Origin of the sequence: Streptomyces sp. NPDC056161 (assembly GCF_042268025.1) — a bacterium.
Lineage (GTDB): Bacteria > Actinomycetota > Actinomycetes > Streptomycetales > Streptomycetaceae > Streptomyces.
The window spans coordinates 1-18,032 of sequence record NZ_JBHJUV010000008.1 but is presented as its reverse complement, the minus strand read 5'-3'; the positions used below and the strand labels follow the sequence as shown (position 1 = coordinate 18,032).

The following is an 18,032-nucleotide window of genomic DNA, read 5'->3' as shown; positions in this document are numbered from 1 at the left end:
ACTGAGCTCTACGACGCGGTGTCGCTGTCCCCTGGGTGGGGAAGAACACCGGGGAACCAGTCTGACGCACCGCACTGACAGTAGGTGCCTGTCGGGGTCAAGTCGTGCCGGGAGGCAGTCGGGCACGAGACAGCGAGTTGTGCACAGGCCCCGCTTCGAAACGGATCCCGCTCTCTCTCTGCTTGGCGGTAGTAGTAGGGCCTGTGGAAACCGTGGATAACCACGTTTGCCCTGCTCAGCGCGGATATTTTGTCCACGGAGCCTGTGGGTGGAGGCGGTGGACAACCGGGCCTGTCTGTGGAGAACAAGAAGTTCTGCACACCCCGCCCACAGCCTGAGGCCAGTTCTCCCCAGCTGTGTCCCCAGGTTTACCCACGTTTCCCACATGCCAATCCGGCAGCTTGATGTGACGCCTTTCACTCGACACGGTGATCGGGTGCGTCGTGTTGCCGAACAGTGGACAGTCATGTGGAGAACGCGGCGTTCGCTGGGGACAACGGTCCTCAGCCTGTGGGTTGCCGGTGGACAACTTTGTGCACAGCTTGTGGATCTCCGCTTCGTCCACAGCCTGTGGAGATCTGTCGTCCACCGATCCACAACCGGATGACCTGCCTTGATGGTTTTTCGACAGGGTCGGCTGTGGACACGATCTGGACAACTCGGCAGTCCCCAGGGTGTGGACGGCAGAAAGTCACCGAATCTGTGGAGGGCGGCCGTAACCCGGCGGGTAATCGAACACGGGGTGGCCGAAGGACGTCGGGAATCCTCGGCCGCACCCCGGCCGGCCCGGGTCGGCCGGGGTGCGGCCGGGGTGCGGAAGGGGGCGGTGGTGACGGCGGAGGGGTTGGTGGAGGGGCGGCGGATGGCGTCGAGCCCGGCGGTCCGCGGCGCTGGAGCGGGTGGCTGGCGCCCATGGGGCCCTGGCGGCCCTCGGAACCCCCGGGGACACCGGGACGGGACGGAACGGCGCACGATGGCGTCCCAGCCTCCGCACGACTGCTCTCACCCCCCTCCGGAGACACCGGAGACCCCGGAATCACGAAGGGCGCCCCCGGGATCTCGGCGGATCCCAGCGGCGCCCCGTGCGTGCGGTGGTCGGCGTCAGCCGTTCTTGATGCGGTTGGTCAGCTCGGTGACCTGGTTGTAGATGGAGCGGCGCTCGGCCATCAGCGCGCGGATCTTGCGGTCGGCGTGCATGACCGTCGTGTGGTCGCGCCCGCCGAACTGCGCGCCGATCTTCGGCAGCGACAGATCGGTCAGCTCACGGCACAGATACATGGCGATCTGCCGGGCGGTCACCAGGGCGCGGCCGCGCGAGGTGCCGCACAGGTCCTCGACGGTGAGCCCGAAGTAGTCGGCGGTCGCGGCCATGATCGCCGTCGCGGTGATCTCGGGAGCCGAGTCCTCGCCGCCGGGGATCAGGTCCTTGAGGACGATCTCCGTCAGCCCCAGGTCCACCGGCTGCCGGTTGAGCGAGGCGAACGCGGTCACCCGGATCAGGGCGCCCTCCAGCTCGCGGATGTTGCGCGAGATCCGCGAGGCGATGAACTCCAGCACCTCGGGCGGGGCGTTGAGCTGCTCCTGCACCGCCTTCTTGCGCAGGATGGCGATGCGGGTCTCCAGCTCGGGCGGCTGGACGTCGGTGATCAGGCCCCACTCGAAGCGGTTGCGCAGCCGGTCCTCCAGGGTGACCAGCTGCTTGGGGGGCCGGTCGCTGGAGAGCACGATCTGCTTGTTGGCGTTGTGGAGCGTGTTGAAGGTGTGGAAGAACTCCTCCTGCGTCGACTCCTTGTCCGCGAGGAACTGGATGTCGTCGACGAGGAGGATGTCCATCTCGCGGTAGCGCTTGCGGAAGCTGTCGCCCTTGCCGTCGCGGATGGAGTTGATGAACTCGTTGGTGAACTCCTCCGAGCTCACGTACCGCACGCGCGTGCCCGGGTAGAGGCTGCGCGCGTAGTGCCCGATGGCGTGCAGCAGGTGGGTCTTGCCGAGTCCGGACTCGCCGTAGATGAAGAGGGGGTTGTACGCCTTCGCGGGCGCCTCGGCGACGGCGACCGCGGCCGCGTGCGCGAAACGGTTGGAGGCGCCGATGACGAACGTGTCGAAGAGGTACTTCGGGTTCAGCCGCGCCGTCGGCTCGCCCGGACCGGCCGCCGGAGCCGGCTGCGCGGTCAGTGGGCCGACACCGGTCGTCGGCGGGCTCGGCGCCATCGGGCCGCCGCGGTGTGGCCGGCCGGAGCCGGACGGCGGCTCGGGCAGCTCACGCCGGGCCGGGCCGCGCTGGTCGTAGTCCGCACGTGACGCGTCGTAGCCGGAGTGCTGCTGCTCGTACGGGCGCTCACGGCCCGGCGGGCGGTAGTCCTGCCCGGAGCCGTACGCGCGCTGTCCCGGGGGGTAGGCGTCCGGCGACGCGTAGGCGTCGCGTGATCCATAGGAGTCCTGCGACGGCGGCGACGCGTACGGATCGCGCTCCGGAAAGCCGAGTCGCGGCTGCTGCCAGCTGTATTCGTCCTGGCCGGGCTGCGGCCAGGCCCCGGGCTCGGGGCGCTGGTACTCGGACGGATAGGCCGGGCGGGGGGTGGGGATCTGGTCCGCGCCGGGGCCGGACTCGGCGCCCGGCAACGGGTCGGCGCGGTGCCGGCCGTACCCCTCGTACGGGCCGGAGGGCAGCGTGTGCTCCTCGTAGCGGGACGCCGGCGACGCCGGCCCGCCCTCGTCGTAGGAGGGCGCGGGCTTGGGGACGGGCGGCGCCGGGGGCTCGCCCGCGGACTCGTCGACGGTGATCGCGATGCGGATCGGGCGGCCGCACTCGCGGCTCAGGGTCTCGCTGACGATCGGCGCCAGCCGGCCCTCCAGTACGCCTTTGGCGAATTCGTTCGGTACGGCGAGCAGCGCGGTGTCCGCGACCAGGGCGAGCGGCTGGCAGCGCCTGATCCAGTGCTCGTCCTTCGCTTCCACACCCTGACCACGGCCTTCTCCGAGGAGCTGCTCCAGTACTCGCGGCCACACTGCGGCAAGATCGGCAGGTACGTCAGCCACAGGGCACGCTCTCTCACAGGTCCCACGAACGTGTGGTTGCGGGACGGGTCGGGATCTAAAACGGGTGGTGCGGGGGACAAGGGAACGAATCGGAGTCCAGTCACGGTAGTCAGCGCGGCGGCTACGGTTCAAGTTGTTGTCCCCAGCCTGTGGATAGTGTCTCTGCGTGACTCCGGGTTTGACCGGATGGCGTAGCCGCGCGTACCGTAACCAGGTCGAGTTGTCGATGGCTGCTGCCGCCTGCCTCCGATGGGCACAGGTCACGTCAGGTGATCGGTAAGCGGTGCACTCGGGCGTCACTGCGAGCTACTCGTGGGCGCACGGTGACAGCCAGGACGGCACCCCGCCACCACCGATACCTTCTGGAGCCCCCGAGTGAGCAAGCGCACCTTCCAGCCGAACAACCGTCGTCGCGCGAAGACCCACGGCTTCCGGCTGCGTATGCGCACCCGTGCCGGCCGCGCGATTCTCGCGTCCCGCCGTAGCAAGGGTCGCGCCCGTCTGTCCGCCTGATCCCGATCAGGTCATGACGTCGTGCTGCCCACCGAGAACCGGCTGAGGCGGCGCGAGGACTTCGCGACCGCGGTACGACGGGGTCGCCGGGCCGGGCGCCCGCTCCTCGTCGTCCACCTTCGTAGCGGTGCCACGGACCCGCATGCGCCTGAGGAGAGTGCTCCCCCGACGCGTGCGGGTTTCGTCGTCAGCAAGGCCGTGGGCGGCGCCGTCGTCCGCAACAAAGTGAAGCGCCGACTGCGTCACCTGATGCGGGAACGAGTCGCCCTCTTTCCCCCCGGTAGCCTGGTAGTCGTACGAGCGCTGCCCGGAGCGGGTGACGCAGACCATGCACAGCTGGCCCGGGACCTGGATGCCGCCGTGGGGCGGCTGCTGGGAGGGGGCGCGCGATGAAGTATCCACTACTGGTTCTGATCAAGCTGTATCAGAAGACGATCAGTCCGCTGCTCGGACCGGTGTGCAAGTACTACCCGTCGTGTTCCCACTACGGCTACACCGCCATCGACCGGCACGGTGCGATCAAGGGCACGGCACTCACCGCCTGGCGCATCCTCCGGTGCAATCCGTGGTCGCTCGGCGGTGTGGATCATGTTCCGCCGCGCAAGCGTCCCAGGTGGCACGAAATGCTGCGCAGCGCTTGGCGCGCACGCAAGGGCGGGCCCTCCGCCGCCGAACCGGCCCCCGAGGAGAAGCTCCCTTCCGGGCTTCCTTCGAGCCCGGCCGCTGAGACCTCGTCCCATGCCCAAGGAGCATGATTAGTGGACACGATTGCCAGCCTCTTCAGCTTCATCACGACACCCGTTTCCTGGGTCATCGTCCAGTTCCACACGGTGTACGGCGCCGTCTTCGGCCCGGACACCGGATGGGCCTGGGGCCTGTCCATCGTGTCCCTGGTGATCCTGATCCGCATCTGCCTGATCCCGCTCTTCGTGAAGCAGATCAAGGCGACCCGGGCCATGCAGACGCTCCAGCCCGAGATGAAGAAGATCCAGGAGCGTTACAAGAACGACAAGCAGCGTCAGTCCGAAGAGATGATGAAGCTGTACAAGGAGTCGGGCACCAACCCGCTCTCCTCGTGCCTTCCCATCCTGGCGCAGTCCCCGTTCTTCTTCGCCCTGTACCACGTGCTCAACGGCATCGCGTCGGGCAAGACCATCGGCGTGATCAACGACCAGCTGCTCGCCAGCGCCCAGAAGGCGCACATCATCGGCGCCCCGCTGGCCGCGAAGTTCACCGATGGCTCGGGCAAGGTCGCCGCCCTCGGTGCCTCGCTGACCGATGTCCGGGTCGTCACCGCGATCATGATCGTCCTGATGTCGGCGTCGCAGTTCTACACGCAGCGCCAGCTGATGACGAAGAACGTCGACACCACGGTGAAGACGCCGTTCATGCAGCAGCAGAAGATGCTGATGTACGTCTTCCCGGTCATGTTCGCCGTCTTCGGCATCAACTTCCCGGTCGGTGTCCTCGTCTACTGGCTCACCACCAACGTGTGGACCATGGGCCAGCAGATGTACGTCATCCGCAACAACCCGACTCCGGGTTCCAAGGCGCAGGCCGCCTATCTGGAGCGTCTGACCAAGCACGTCACGCACCACGGCAAGGTCGGCCGACGCAGCGAGAAGGCCATCATCAAGGCGATCGTGAGCAAGGGCCGGGACCGCAATGAGTTCGAGCGCAAGTTCATCAACGGCCTGAGCAAGGCGGGTCTCGCCGCACAGGCCGACGGCACGGTACTCAAGAGCGAGAGCCAGACCGTCACCGTGGCCGAGGACGGCACGACGACGACCACCACCGCTGCCGCCCCCAAGCGTCAGCAGCCCAAGCGCCAGAGCAAGGCCCAGCGCCAGTCCGGCGGCCCGAAGCAGGCCGACGCCGACGCCCACCCAGAGGCCGACGCCGACGCCCCGTCCACGTCGCTGGCGAAGTCCGAACAGTCGCAGGACGCCGAGCCCGCAGCCAAGCAGGCGGCGAAGCCGAGTGCCGGCACCCGAAGCAAGGCCCAGTCCGGTCAGCGCAAGAATCCGCAGCGGCCCAAGTCCCCGTCCAAGAAGTAAGAAGGAGTCCATCCCGTGACGGAAGGCACCACCTCCGCCGCTGCCGAGGGTGCAGACACCCTGACCCGCCTGGAGCAGGAGGGCGAGATCGCGGCGGACTACCTTGAGGGTCTGCTCGACATCGCCGACCTCGACGGCGACATCGACATGGACGTGGAGGCGGACCGCGCCTCCGTGTCGATCATCAGCGACACGGGCGGCCGTGATCTGCAGAAGTTGGTCGGCCGTGACGGCGAGGTGCTGGAAGCCCTTCAGGAGCTGACTCGCCTGGCCGTGCACAGGGAGACCGGGGACCGCAGCCGGCTGATGCTGGACATCGCGGGCTACCGTGCCCAGAAGCGCGGCGAGCTGTCCGAGCTGGGTGCGAAGGCCGCCGCCGAGGTCAAGAACTCCGGTGAGCCCGTCAAGCTGAAGCCGATGACCCCGTTCGAGCGCAAGGTCGTGCACGACGCGGTCAAGGCAGCGGGGCTGCGCAGCGAGTCCGAGGGCGAGGAGCCGCAGCGGTTCGTCGTCGTGCTGCCCGCCTGATCTGCCCCCTGGTTCTACCGGCCCCGTCTGTTGTCCAGGCGGGGCCGAACTTTGTCAGCCTGGTTGTTCTGTGGTCGGCGTACGACGTCGGCGCTGTACGGAAGGACGGTCCCCGTGACGGAGGCAGCGGATCTCCCCCCTGCGCCCGAACAGGCGCGGGAAGTGTTTGGCGAGCGTTTCGCCGATGCGGTCCGCTATGCGGAACTGCTGGCCGAGGCCGGTGTGCAGCGTGGGCTGATCGGCCCGCGCGAGGTGCCCCGCTTGTGGGGTCGCCACCTGCTCAATTGCGCGGTGCTCTCCGAGGTGGTTCCGGAGGGGGTGACGGTGTGCGACGTCGGCTCGGGTGCCGGCCTGCCGGGGATCCCTCTCGCGCTCGTCCGTGAGGACCTGAAGATCACGCTGCTGGAGCCGCTGCTCCGGCGCACGAACTTCCTGACCGAAGTCGTCGAGATGCTGGGCCTGGACCATGTGACGGTCGTCCGCGGCCGGGCCGAGGAAGTCATGGGGAAGGTACCGCCGGTCCATGTGGTGACGGCGCGGGCGGTGGCGCCTCTGGACCGGCTCGCCGGATGGGGGATCCCTCTGCTGCGGCCGTACGGCGAGATGCTTGCGCTGAAGGGCGACACCGCTGAGGAGGAGCTGAAGGCCGCGGGGGCGGCACTGAGCAAGCTCGGAGCGGTGTCGACCTCTGTTCTGCATGTGGGCGAGGGGGTCGTAGACCCGCTGTCGACCGTCGTACGGGTCGAGGTCGGGGAGAGTCCCGGCGGTGTGCGCTTTGCGGCCAAGCGGGCGAAGGCGGCCCGTACCGGGCGCACTCGCCGACGTCGCTGAGACGGTCGGGCGGATGAGCGCTGCTGATCCGTCCTGACGACGCCACTTACTCCACACAAGCCTCCAAACCTACGCAACCCGGAGTGTCGCGGAGATACCGTCGCAGCCGCTGTGCATCGTGTTTCACGTGAAACGTCGCTCACTGCTGCACGGCATCATCAGTCGCGGCCGGGCCGCGGCCGAACCTCGCGACCGCAAGCCCCTCGGTTCTCTCAGGGAGACAGCGCCTTCAGGCGGCAATCCGTCCCTCTCCAGGGGTGCGGAGTTGTCCACAGAGGTGGAATTCTCCACAGAACACCAGGGCTCACTGGTTCACGACCCCGAAGGCATGGGAGGCTCTGTTCATTGCGAGCCTGAAGTCGAGGAGAGTGAATCCTTGCGGTCCGACGCCAACATCGCGGGACCGATGACCGATCCGGTCCCCGGTCCCCGCACCGAGTCGATGGGGGCGGATGTTTCACGTGAAACACCGCCTCCGATGGACGACACTCCCATCGGTCGTGCTGCCCAACTGGCGGTGGAGGCTCTGGGCCGCGCCGGCGAAGGTCTGCCGCGCCCCGAGCGGACCCGAGTCGTCGTGGTCGCCAACCAGAAGGGTGGCGTGGGCAAGACGACGACGACGGTCAATCTTGCCGCTTCGCTTGCTCTGCATGGCGGTCGTGTCCTGGTGGTCGACCTCGACCCGCAGGGCAACGCCTCCACCGCGTTGGGGATCGACCATCACGCGGAAGTTCCTTCCATCTACGATGTGTTGGTCGAGAGCAAGCCTCTTGCGGAGGTCGTCCAGCCGGTCCCCGATGTCGAGGGTCTCTTCTGTGCCCCCGCCACCATCGACCTCGCCGGTGCGGAGATCGAGCTGGTGTCGCTGGTGGCCCGCGAGAGTCGGCTACAACGGGCCATCCAGGCGTACGAGCAGCCGTTGGACTACATCCTCATCGACTGCCCGCCGTCGCTCGGCCTGTTGACCGTCAATGCCTTGGTGGCGGGGGCCGAGGTCCTCATCCCCATCCAGTGCGAGTACTACGCGCTGGAGGGCCTGGGCCAGCTGTTGCGTAACGTCGATCTGGTGCGGGGCCACCTCAATCCCGCCCTGCATGTGTCGACCATCCTGCTCACCATGTACGACGGCCGGACGCGTCTTGCTTCTCAGGTCGCGGAAGAGGTGCGCAGTCACTTCGGTGACGAGGTGCTGAGGACGAGCATTCCGCGCTCGGTCCGTATCTCCGAGGCGCCGAGCTATGGACAGACGGTACTGACCTACGATCCGGGATCGAGTGGTGCCCTGTCCTATCTTGAGGCGGCACGAGAAATCGCGTTGAAGGGGGTCGGTGTCAACTATGACCCGACTCAGGCCCATATTGGGGCGCAGAGCAATCCGAGCATGGTGGAGGGGATCCAGTGAGCGAGCGACGGAGGGGGTTGGGCCGAGGTCTGGGCGCACTGATTCCTGCTGCCCCGACCGAGAAGAACCCGGCATCGGCTGCGATCGGGGGAGTGACATCCCCGTCCCCCGCGGCCCCGGTGCTGACGGCCGACCGTGGGGTGGCCGCGGCCAAGGTGGCCACGCTGCCGCCTGTTGTACAGGAAACCGAGGAACCGTCGGTGTTCGGTGTCGCAGAGGCGCCCGCACCGCCGATGGGCGCTCACTTCGCCGAGATCCCCCTCGACTCCATCACGCCGAACCCGCGTCAGCCGCGTGAGGTCTTCGACGAGGACGCGCTGCAAGAGCTCGTCACCTCCATCAAGGAGGTCGGCCTCCTCCAGCCCGTCGTCGTACGACAGTTGGGTCCCGGCCGCTACGAACTCATCATGGGCGAGCGGCGCTGGCGAGCCTGCCGTGAGGCCGGCCTCGAAGCGATCCCCGCGATCGTCCGGGCGACGGACGACGAGAAGCTCCTCCTGGACGCGCTGCTGGAGAACCTGCACCGGGCCCAGCTGAACCCGCTGGAGGAGGCCGCCGCCTACGACCAGCTGCTCAAGGACTTCAACTGCACCCATGATCAGCTGGCGGACCGCATCGGGCGTTCCCGTCCGCAGGTGTCCAACACCCTGCGTCTGCTGAAGCTGTCGCCGTCCGTCCAGCGCAGGGTCGCTGCCGGGGTGCTGTCCGCCGGTCACGCGCGGGCGCTGCTCTCGGTGGAGGATTCCGAGGAGCAGGATCGGCTGGCTCACCGGATCGTGGCCGAGGGACTTTCGGTGCGTGCGGTCGAGGAGATCGTGACCCTGATGGGTTCGCGTCCCCAGGCCACTCAGCGCTCCAAGGGACCCCGTGCCGGAACCCGGGTCTCCCCGGCCCTGAACGATCTTGCCACTCGGCTCTCGGATCGCTTCGAGACACGGGTGAAGGTCGACCTCGGCCAGAAGAAGGGCAAGATCACCGTCGAGTTCGCCTCCATGGAAGACCTTGAGCGGATCCTCGGGACGCTTGCCCCGGGTGAGGGACCGGTCTTCCCACAGGACCTCCAGGAAGTGGACTCGGAGGTCCTGGAGGACTGAGCGTGCGCTGACCCTGCCCCCTTGGGTGACGGAGCGGATCGTGTCCGGTGTGTACTGGAACGCGGTCCGCTCTTTGCTTTCTGGCGGTATCGATGCAAACGCATCGTGGATACGATGCGTTCGGGTATGGCGCTTTCACCTGGCAGCACCTCTCTTTGAGAGGCGGGAGCCATGCGAACGGTGAGCCGACGGTGGGCCGGACCGGACTGGCGAGCGCGGGCCTGGGACTGGGCGCGCTCGGCGGCTTCGCGGGCAGCCTGCTCGGGGAACGGGGCGCTTTGACAGCAGCCCGCGACGTCGCGGGCGAAGGAAGCGAGGAACAGCCTTCATGGGGCGCCGGCTCGTACCGCTCACGCTGGACAACCTCCAGGATCTTCCCAAGCGCTGTCGCTCGTGTGTCTTCTGGGAACTCGACCCGGTCAGTGGCCAGGCCGCGGTGAATGCGGGCACGGCCGCGGTGGAGAAGGAAGGGTGGCTCTCCGCCGTCCTGCTCGACTGGGGATCCTGCGGTCGGGTGGTCTATGTCGACGAGGCACCGGTCGGCTTCGTGCTCTATGCGCCCCCGGCCTACGTACCCCGCGCGACGGCGTTTCCGACGAGCCCCGTCTCTCCGGACGCCGTGCAGTTGATGACCGGGTTCATCCTGCCGGGTTATCAGGGGCAGGGGCTGGGCCGAGTCATGGTGCAGACCGTCGCCAAGGATCTGCTGCGGAGGGGGTTCAAGGCGATCGAGGCATTCGGGAACGCCCGCTGGAAAGAACCCGCCTGCGTCCTGCCGGCCGATCATCTTCTGGCAGTGGGCTTCAAGACGGTACGGCCCCACCCCGCCTACCCACGCCTGCGTCTGGAGCTGCGTACAACGCTCTCCTGGAAGGAAGACGTGGAGATGGCGATCGACCGGCTCCTGGGCGCCGTACAGAAGGAACCAGCGCTGCGACCGCTCTAGAAGGCGTCGATCCAGAGAGGACGTCGATCTCAGGCGAATGGGCCAACCCCGGCGGGTTGGCCCATTCGTGTTTCACGTGAAACATGCCGTCGGCTCGACCACGGCGCCGTTCAGCCGACTCACTCGGCGATGAACTCCTCAAGGTCGCGTTCGATGGCGGCCTTGGGCTTGGCACCGACGATGGTCTTCGCGACCTCGCCGCTCTGGTAGACGTTCAGGGTCGGAATCGACATGACACCGTACTTGGCGGCCGTACCCGGGTTCTCGTCGATGTTGAGCTTGACGACCTCGATCTTGTCGCCGTGCTCGGCGGCGATCGCCTCCAGAGACGGCGCGATCTGGCGGCACGGACCGCACCAGGCGGCCCAGAAGTCCACCAGGACGGGCTTGTCGCTCTTGAGGACGTCCTCTTCGAAGGAGGCGTCGGTCACGTTCTTCAGGCTGCCAGCCACGGCGAGCTCCTTAACTTGATCGTGCGGTGGGGCGGAAGGGGGTCAGACGGAGGTCTTCTCAGGTTCGGCCTTCTCCGCGTCCGCGAGGGCGGAGAGGAACCGCTCGGCGTCGAGAGCGGCCGAGCAGCCGGTGCCGGCAGCGGTGACTGCCTGTCGGTATGTGTGGTCGACCACGTCACCGGCGCCGAAGACACCGGTCAGGTTGGTGTGAGTGGACGGGGAGTCGACCTTGAGGTAACCCTCTCCGTCCAGGTCCAGCTGGCCCTTGAACAACTCGGTCCGCGGGTCGTGACCGATCGCGATGAACAGACCCGTCACCGGGAGGTCGGACAGCTCACCCGTCTTGACGTTGCGCAGCTTCAGACCGGAGAGCTTCTGATCGCCCTGGATCTCGGCGACCTCGCTGTCCCAGACGAACTTGATCTTCGGGTCGGCGAAGGCACGCTCCTGCATCGCCTTGGAGGCGCGCAGGCTGTTCCGGCGGTGGACAATCGTCACGGACTTGGCGAACCGCGAGAGGAAGGTGGCCTCCTCCATCGCGGTGTCACCGCCGCCGATCACGGCGATGTCCTGGTCCTTGAAGAAGAACCCGTCACAGGTGGCACACCAGGAGACACCACGACCGGAGAGAGCGTCCTCGTTCGGCAGGCCGAGCTTGCGGTGCTGCGAGCCCGTGGTGACGATCACGGCCTTGGCCTTGTGGACGGTACCGGCGGTGTCCGTGACGGTCTTGATCTCACCCGCGAGGTCGACCGAGACGATGTCGTCCGGCACCAGCTCGGCGCCGAAGCGCTCGGCCTGTGCGCGCATGTTGTCCATGAGGTCGGGACCCATGATGCCGTCGCGGAAGCCCGGGAAGTTCTCCACGTCGGTGGTGTTCATCAGTGCGCCCCCCGCTGTGACGGCCCCCTCGAACACCAGGGGCTTCAGCGAGGCGCGCGCAGTGTAAAGCGCCGCCGTGTAACCGGCGGGCCCGGAGCCGATGATGATCACGTTACGGACGTCGCTCACGGCTTCATTCCTCGTCTCTGGTCTCTGTCATTCGACCGGTGGGAGCCCCTGTCAGAACTCTCACCCCACCCAACGGATCCTACGGGGCCCGCATTCCCGGTGTGTCCGGGCACACGGGGCTTCCCCGCGCGAGGGTGTGCCGTTGTGGACCGAGACGAACCGCAGACCTTCAGGAACGGGTGAAGGACTGCTTCCACAGGACTGTGCCTGGCGACACGGGATCCCGGCCGATACAGGCCGCGTCGATGACGTAAGCAGTGACCCGGGTGCTGTCGCCGGCGTCGGGCAGCACGACGAGATAGGCGTCCTTCCCGTCGTAGATCCCCTTCTTGGCGGCGAGGATGTCGCCGCTGCCGTTGATGCCTCCACGGATACAGTCCGGGACCGGGGCGGAGGTCTGAAGCAGAGTGTCCGCACTCTTGACGGCGTTCGGTGTCTGGGGAACCGATTCGGTGCCGATTCGTGGTTCCTGGGTGTCGGGACCGGGCTGCGCGCCTTGGTGTGCGGCGAGAAGGTCGGCCACCTGGTTCCCCAGATTGCCCCCGGAGAAGGTGTCGGCTGCCGTGGTCTGCTGTGCGTACGGCGTCACGGGGGCGTTGTCGGTGCCGAACGATCGGAGAAAAAGAGATCCGGCTCCCAGGACGGCAGCGGTGAGGACGGCTCCCATGACGACGGTCCTGCGGCGTCCACGGCGGCGATCCTTCCGGCCCGGACCGGTCGCGCCATGGGGACGACCGACGGGACGGTCCGTGCGAGCCGATGTTTCACGTGAAACATGCGCCCCGGCGTCCTCACCGGATGAACCGGCGTCCTCACCGCATGAACCGGGGGACACGCTGACCGAGACCGTGGTGGGTGCGGATCCGGCGCTCGGCGTGGCGTCGAGCAGGGCTTCCGTGGCGAGTGCGGCGTCGATCCGACCGGCCACATCGGCAGGCATCTGCGGCGGGCCGGGTAGCGTGCCCAGGAGGCACTGGATCTCCTCCAAAGAGCGGAGGACGTCGGCGCAGAGATCGCACGCGTCGATATGGCGCCGTAGGTCCGTGATCCGCGACGGTGGGAGCAGACCTTCGGTGAAGTCGGAGATCTCGGTGACGTCCGGGTGCCCGGTCGTATCTGTCCTCGAATTCATGCTCGCCCACCTCCGCCCTTCACTACGGCTGAATCACTGGACCCCGTTTGCTCGGGGTCTCTGTCCCCGGCATGCGCTGTCGGTGGGACGGACGTCCCCTCCGAGTGGTTCCGTGCCGGATCCGGGCGGGTGTCCTGACCGGTCTCTTGCGGCCGTAGATGGGAGACGAGGGGGAGAAGCCTGGCTCTGCCACGCGCGCAGCGACTCTTCACGGTCCCGACGGGCACAGCGAGGATGCGGGCGGCCTCGGCGACCGGGTAGCCCTGCATGTCCACCAGGACGAGGGCGGCACGCTGGTCGTAAGGGAGCGTCGCCAGGGCTTCGAGCAGCTGCCGGTGCAGATCGTTCCGCTCGGCCGGCGCCGAGGCCGATTCATGCGGCTCCAGCAGCTGCTCCAGCCGCTCGGTGTCGTCGACCGGCGCGGTCCTCCGGGACGCCACCTTGCGAGCGCGGTCCAGACAGGCGTTCACCGTGATCCGGTGCAGCCAGGTCGTGACGGCCGAATGCCCACGGAAGGTATGCGCAGCCCGGTAGGCGGAGACAAGGGCGTCCTGGACGGCGTCAGCGGCCTCCTCACGGTCCCCCAGTGTCCGCAGGGCGACCGCCCACAGCCGATCCCGGTGCCGGCGCACCAGCTCACCGAAGGCATCGGGATCACCTCCGACGTGCCGGGTGAGCAGATCCTGATCGCTCACCCGGTCGAACCCGGTGTCGTCCGCCATCTGACCCCCTCCCGCTCCGGTGAGCGTCAGCCCGTGAACTTCACCTCGGTGAGGGCCTGCTTGTACCCGGCATCGCTGTACTCGGCGGGGTCAGGACCCGAGTACGGCACCGCGGTGAGCCACACGAGGACGTACTGGCTCTTCGCAGGCTTGGTGAGCTTCACCGTGGCGTCGGTGCCACTCGTACTGACGCTGCCGATCTTGTCCATCGCTTTGAGGGACGACGGGGTCAGGGAGTCGGACGCATACAGTTCGACGGTGGTGTGGTCGCCGGTGTAGCGCAACCCGATGGACGCCGCGGAGATCTCCTTCGCCGAACCAAGGTCGTAGACGATGCCCACACCCGGCTTGTACGGGGCGATGGGTGGACCCTCTTTGAAGGTCTTGGTCCGCCAGGTCGTCGAGGTGTCCCCGTCGTATGTCTTGCCGACATCCTCGGGGTGCTGGGCGTCGCCTTCGGCGACGAACTCCCGGGCATCCTGGATCTTGAGTGCCGTGCCGGGCTTGGCCTCGCCCTTGCCCTTCTCGCCGCCGTCCGTCGTCTGGGTGTTGTTGCTGTCGCCGGACTGGTTGCCGCGGTTCATCAGCGCGTCCGCGAGCTGCCAGCTGCCCAGTCCCAGGGCGGCGATCAGAAGTGCGGAGACCGTCCACTTGAGGGCTTTGCCGGTACGGCTCTGCAACGGGGGCGGCGGGGACTGGATGGGCTGGGTGGCGCCGGGGCGCGGCGCCGGGCGGCCGTAGGTGCCCTGCTGGTAGGTCGTGCGCTGGTACTCGGGGGGCGCCGTGAACGCCGGCTCCGGCGGACGGATGCGGGGCATCTCGCCGATCGCCTTCACCAGCTCCTCCGGCGTGGTGCACGGCGCCTCGTGCCGGGAAGCCGTCGCACCGTCGTTGACGAGCGCACGCATGGCCAGCTCGGACAGTCCACGGTGGACCCCCGCCCGCACCTGGTCCGGGGCGATCAGACCGATGTGCTTGGGCAGACCGGGCAGCCCGTAGGCGTCGTTCTCGTACGGCCAGCGCTGGGTGAGCGCGGCGTACAGGAGGGCGCCGATGGACTCGGTGTCCGTGCGCTGCGGGGTGTCGGAGTTGATGCCGCGCAGGGCGGCATTCACGGCGAGGCCCCGGATACGCCACTGGCCCGTGGAGGAGCGCAGCACGGCGTTCGGGTTGAGACGGAGATGCGCCAGACCTTCGCGGTGGGCCGCCGCCATGGCGCCGGCGACCTGGCTGACCATCTGGTAGGCGTCGTGCGGCTCCAGTGGTCCGGCGGACAGCAGCGCTGTCAGCTCGGTGGCGTCCGGCAGCCACTCGTGCACGACGTAGACAAGATCGTTCTCCTCCACGGCATCCAGGACCTGGACGAAGCGCGGGTCGCCGAGCAGTGCCGAGGACCGGGCGGCGGCCAGCACGTTACGGGCCCGCGCGTGGTCCGCCGGCAGGATGTGCACGCCGACGGCCCGCCGGAGTTTCTCGTCGACCGCACGCCAGCTGCTGAATCCGTCCAGACGGGTGACACATTCTTCCAGTCGGTAGCGTCTGGCGAGCTTGTGACCGCTGTGCAGCTCGGGAGGTGAGGTGTCCTTCCCGGGACCCTCGGCCCCGGTGCTTCCCTGTGCCTCGTCGTTGTCCGTGTCCCGCTCCGGGTTCTGGGCCACCCCGTCGGCCGTGGACTGGTCCGCCTTGGCGGTCAGCGGCTTGTCACCGCTGTTGTCTGCCACGTCGACGGCAGCCGTGCTCCGTTCCGCCACCGTCGTTCCCTGCCTCCCCATCCGTTGCACGCTGTCCGACGCCGAAACCAATTGTGCCCACAGTCTGCCGCTATGCACGACACACGGGGGCCGACGATGGTTGTGCGCCTACCCCTGCCTCAGCGTCCCAGACGCCCACGCACCATGCCCATGAGGGAGTTGATCTCCTCGATCCGCATACGGCGGGCCGCGACGAAGAAGACACCGAGCAGCAGGACACCACCGGCCACGAGCGCGAGGAACGAGCTGATGACTCCCTGACCCAGGGAGTGGCCGATGCCGTAGCAGGCGGCGCCGCTGAGCGCCGCGGCCGGCACGGAGGCGATGCACAGCCGCGCGTACGTCCGCAGGACGCGGGCACCGTCCAGGTCGCCGCCGAGCCGCTTGCGCAGCCGCTTCCAGGCGACGCCCACGCCGATCGCGTACGCGAGGCCGTACGCGGCGGCCATGCCGGCCACGGCCCAGCGGGCGGGGAGCAGGAAGTAACAGGCGGCCGTGGCACCGGCGTTGACGGCGGCCACGATGACCGTGTTGTAGAAGGGGGTGCGGGTGTCCTCGTAGGCGTAGAAGGCGCGTAGGACGACGTACTGCACGGAGTAGGGGATCAGGCCGAGGCCGAAGGCCATCAGCATGTAACCCATGTTGGTGGCCTCGCTGGTGCCCGAGGAGCCGAAGATCAGCGTGCACATCGGGATGCCGAGGGCCACGAAGCCGAACGCCACGGGCACGATCGCCACGGCCGTCGTCCGCAGTCCCTGGGAGATGTCGTCGCGGACGGCGCCGGTGTCGTTCTCCGCGGCCGAGCGCGAGATGCGCGGCAGCAGGGCCGCCATCAGCGAGACGGTGATGATGGCCTGCGGCAGACCCCAGATCAGCTGGGCGTTCGCATAGGCGGCGAAGCCGGTGCCGTCCACGGGTGAATGTTTGCCGGCCGAGGTGGAGAGTTGGGAGACGACGAGTGCGCCCGCCTGGTTGGCGAGGACGAACAGGAAGGTCCACTTGGCGAGCGTGGCCGCCTTGCCGAGACCGTGGCCCTTCCAGTCGAACCGCAGCCGCAGCCGGAATCCGGTCTCCCGCAGGTACGGGATCATCGCGAGGGACTGGACGACGAGACCGAGCAGCACGCCGATACCGAGCAGGCGCTGGCCCTCCTGCGGGATGTTCGTGACCTTCATCCCGGAGTGCGCCGCGGTGCCGTAGACCCAGATGAACATGCCGAGCGTCACGATGATGACGATGTTGTTCAGGACGGGGGTCCACATCATCGCGCCGAACTTGCCGCGGGCGTTGAGGATCTGACCCATCACCACATGGACGCCCATGAAGAAGATCGAGGGCAGGAAGTAGCGGACGAAGGTGATGCCGACCTCGTTCGCCCCCGGATCGCTCGCCACCGGGTCCGACAGCAGGCGGATCAGGAGCGGAGCGCCGGCGATGGCGAGCACCGTGAGCGCGCCGAGCGCCACCATCACCAGGGTCAGCAGCCGGTTGGCGTAGGCTTCGCCGCCGTCCTCGTCCTCCTTCATGGCGCGCACGAGTTGCGGCACGAACACGGAGTTGAGGCCACCGCCGACGGTCAGGATGTAGATCATCGTCGGCAACTGGTAGGCGACCTGGAAGGTGTCGCCGAGCAGACCGACACCCAGCGCCGACACGATGAGCGCGGAGCGGATGAAACCGGTCAGGCGGGAGACCATGGTGCCGGCCGCCATCACGGCACTCGACTTCAGCAGACCGGCCGCGCGCCCGCCCTTCTTCGCGGCGGGAGCGGCGGCGGAGGAAGCGGACGCCGAGGCCGTGGCGGCGTCGGTCGGGGCGGTGCCGGGGACGCCACCCGCGGGGGCGGTCGCGCCGGCCGCGGAGGGCGCCGCCTGGTACTGCGCCTGCCCGTACGGTCCTTGCTCGTACTGGGCCTGCTGATACGGAGCCTGTGGATACTGCCCCGCCGGGTACTGGGCCGCGGGGGGCCGACCCCCCTGGTACTGCGGCCCCGGATACGGCGCGGCTTGATACTGCCCTGGGTACTCCCCTGCCGAGTTCGGACTACCGGGGTGCGGCGACGCCTGGTACGGCCCTGCGGGCCCCTGCCCACCGCCCGAGCCGGAGTCGGCCGAGGACGTCACGGGCGGCTGTCCGGTGCCCTGCTGCTGGTCCCGGAAGAGATGAGCGAAGGCGTCCGGCTCGTGGCGTTCCTCACCGGAGTGCGTGACAAGGTCGTCCACCCCGACGAACTGGGTCGTCCGGGGGTCCTCACCGAAGGGCATGTGCTGGGTAGGTCCGGCCGGTTCGGGCGCCGGAGTCTGGGCCCACACCCGGGGGTCGGGGGCGTAGGGAGACTGGGGCGGCTGGCTGTACAGCGGCTGTTGCGCGTATGTCCCCGGGGGCGGCGGGGGGTGCGCGGCCCGGTCGTAGAGCGCCTCACCGACCGGATCCTGGGCGGCGAGGTCCTGGGCCCGGTAGGGGTCCTGGTCGTAGGCGTCCTGGAGGTACATGTCCGCCGCGTGCTGCGGCGGCACCTGGCCGGGCTCGGGCGGCGGCTCGGGGTAGCCCGAGC

At 68.2% G+C, this 18,032-nt stretch carries 16 protein-coding genes; 9 read left to right on the top strand and 7 right to left on the bottom strand.

Annotation, left to right across the window (positions count from 1 at the left end; all coding sequences use genetic code 11):
- Positions 1 to 1,101: 1,101 nt before the first annotated feature.
- Complete coding sequence (gene dnaA / locus ACFC09_RS09670) at positions 1,102 to 3,039, bottom strand: chromosomal replication initiator protein DnaA (protein ID WP_376525400.1); 1,938 nt, start codon at positions 3,037 to 3,039, stop codon at positions 1,102 to 1,104.
- A gap of 375 nt (positions 3,040 to 3,414) precedes the next feature.
- On the opposite strand from dnaA, the gene rpmH reads away from it, so the two are divergent.
- The 9 genes from rpmH (at position 3,415) to ACFC09_RS09625 (ending at position 10,410) form a co-directional block, all read left to right on the top strand.
- Positions 3,415 to 3,552 (top strand): 50S ribosomal protein L34, encoded by a 138-nt coding sequence (gene rpmH, locus ACFC09_RS09665; protein WP_003956500.1) that lies wholly within the window; start codon positions 3,415 to 3,417, stop codon positions 3,550 to 3,552.
- 21 nt (positions 3,553 to 3,573) lie between these two features.
- Positions 3,574 to 3,945 carry a ribonuclease P protein component gene (rnpA, locus tag ACFC09_RS09660; protein WP_376525399.1) on the top strand — a complete coding sequence of 124 codons (372 nt, stop codon included), beginning with the start codon at positions 3,574 to 3,576 and terminating at the stop codon, positions 3,943 to 3,945.
- Entirely contained in the window at positions 3,942 to 4,307 is a 366-nt protein-coding gene (yidD, locus tag ACFC09_RS09655; RefSeq protein ID WP_376525398.1) for a membrane protein insertion efficiency factor YidD, read from the top strand. Before rnpA ends, yidD begins: the two co-directional genes overlap by 4 nt.
- 3 nt (positions 4,308 to 4,310) lie before the next feature.
- Positions 4,311 to 5,609, top strand: a complete 1,299-nt coding sequence (yidC, locus tag ACFC09_RS09650; RefSeq protein WP_376525397.1) for a membrane protein insertase YidC — start codon at positions 4,311 to 4,313, stop codon at positions 5,607 to 5,609.
- 15 nt (positions 5,610 to 5,624) lie between these two features.
- Positions 5,625 to 6,137, top strand: coding sequence for a protein jag (locus ACFC09_RS09645; RefSeq protein WP_376525396.1), 513 nt, complete (start codon positions 5,625 to 5,627; stop codon positions 6,135 to 6,137).
- Positions 6,138 to 6,251: 114 nt separating this feature from the next.
- Positions 6,252 to 6,968 carry a 16S rRNA (guanine(527)-N(7))-methyltransferase RsmG gene (rsmG, locus tag ACFC09_RS09640; protein ID WP_376525395.1) on the top strand — a complete coding sequence of 239 codons (717 nt, stop codon included), beginning with the start codon at positions 6,252 to 6,254 and terminating at the stop codon, positions 6,966 to 6,968.
- 328 nt (positions 6,969 to 7,296) lie between these two features.
- A complete protein-coding gene (locus tag ACFC09_RS09635; RefSeq protein WP_376525629.1) occupies positions 7,297 to 8,370 on the top strand; it encodes a ParA family protein in 1,074 nt (357 codons plus the stop codon).
- Entirely contained in the window at positions 8,367 to 9,464 is a 1,098-nt protein-coding gene (locus ACFC09_RS09630) for a ParB/RepB/Spo0J family partition protein (RefSeq protein ID WP_376525393.1), read from the top strand. Before ACFC09_RS09635 ends, ACFC09_RS09630 begins: the two co-directional genes overlap by 4 nt.
- A 328-nt stretch (positions 9,465 to 9,792) precedes the next feature.
- A complete protein-coding gene (locus tag ACFC09_RS09625; protein ID WP_376525391.1) occupies positions 9,793 to 10,410 on the top strand; it encodes a GNAT family N-acetyltransferase in 618 nt (205 codons plus the stop codon).
- 119 nt (positions 10,411 to 10,529) lie between these two features.
- Here the strand turns inward: ACFC09_RS09625 and trxA are convergent, their stop codons facing one another.
- The 6 genes from trxA to murJ form a co-directional block, all read right to left on the bottom strand.
- Positions 10,530 to 10,862, bottom strand: coding sequence for a thioredoxin (trxA, locus tag ACFC09_RS09620; protein WP_376525389.1), 333 nt, complete (start codon positions 10,860 to 10,862; stop codon positions 10,530 to 10,532).
- 42 nt (positions 10,863 to 10,904) lie between these two features.
- Positions 10,905 to 11,873, bottom strand: a complete 969-nt coding sequence (gene trxB, locus ACFC09_RS09615; RefSeq protein WP_376525388.1) for a thioredoxin-disulfide reductase — start codon at positions 11,871 to 11,873, stop codon at positions 10,905 to 10,907.
- Positions 11,874 to 12,042: 169 nt separating this feature from the next.
- Complete coding sequence (locus ACFC09_RS09610) at positions 12,043 to 13,005, bottom strand: hypothetical protein (RefSeq protein WP_376525387.1); 963 nt, start codon at positions 13,003 to 13,005, stop codon at positions 12,043 to 12,045.
- Complete coding sequence (gene sigM, locus ACFC09_RS09605) at positions 13,002 to 13,727, bottom strand: RNA polymerase sigma factor SigM (RefSeq protein WP_376525385.1); 726 nt, start codon at positions 13,725 to 13,727, stop codon at positions 13,002 to 13,004. Before sigM ends, ACFC09_RS09610 begins: the two co-directional genes overlap by 4 nt.
- Before the next feature lie 26 nt (positions 13,728 to 13,753).
- Positions 13,754 to 15,478 (bottom strand): serine/threonine protein kinase, encoded by a 1,725-nt coding sequence (locus ACFC09_RS09600; protein ID WP_376525383.1) that lies wholly within the window; start codon positions 15,476 to 15,478, stop codon positions 13,754 to 13,756.
- Between the two features lie 119 nt (positions 15,479 to 15,597).
- On the bottom strand, positions 15,598 to 18,032 hold a 2,435-nt coding region (gene murJ / locus ACFC09_RS09595; protein WP_376525382.1), incomplete at its 5' end, for a murein biosynthesis integral membrane protein MurJ.

What these genes read in the sequence shown, in the direction of transcription:
- ACFC09_RS09625 (WP_376525391.1), top strand. Translation starts at nt 9,793, where the DNA reads ATGGGGCGCCGGCTCGTACCGCTCACGCTGGACAACCTCCAGGATCTT.
- ACFC09_RS09635 (WP_376525629.1), top strand. Translation starts at nt 7,297, where the DNA reads ATGGGAGGCTCTGTTCATTGCGAGCCTGAAGTCGAGGAGAGTGAATCC.
- yidD (WP_376525398.1), top strand. Translation starts at nt 3,942, where the DNA reads ATGAAGTATCCACTACTGGTTCTGATCAAGCTGTATCAGAAGACGATC.
- ACFC09_RS09610 (WP_376525387.1), bottom strand. Translation starts at nt 13,005, where the DNA reads ATGAATTCGAGGACAGATACGACCGGGCACCCGGACGTCACCGAGATC.
- sigM (WP_376525385.1), bottom strand. Translation starts at nt 13,727, where the DNA reads ATGGCGGACGACACCGGGTTCGACCGGGTGAGCGATCAGGATCTGCTC.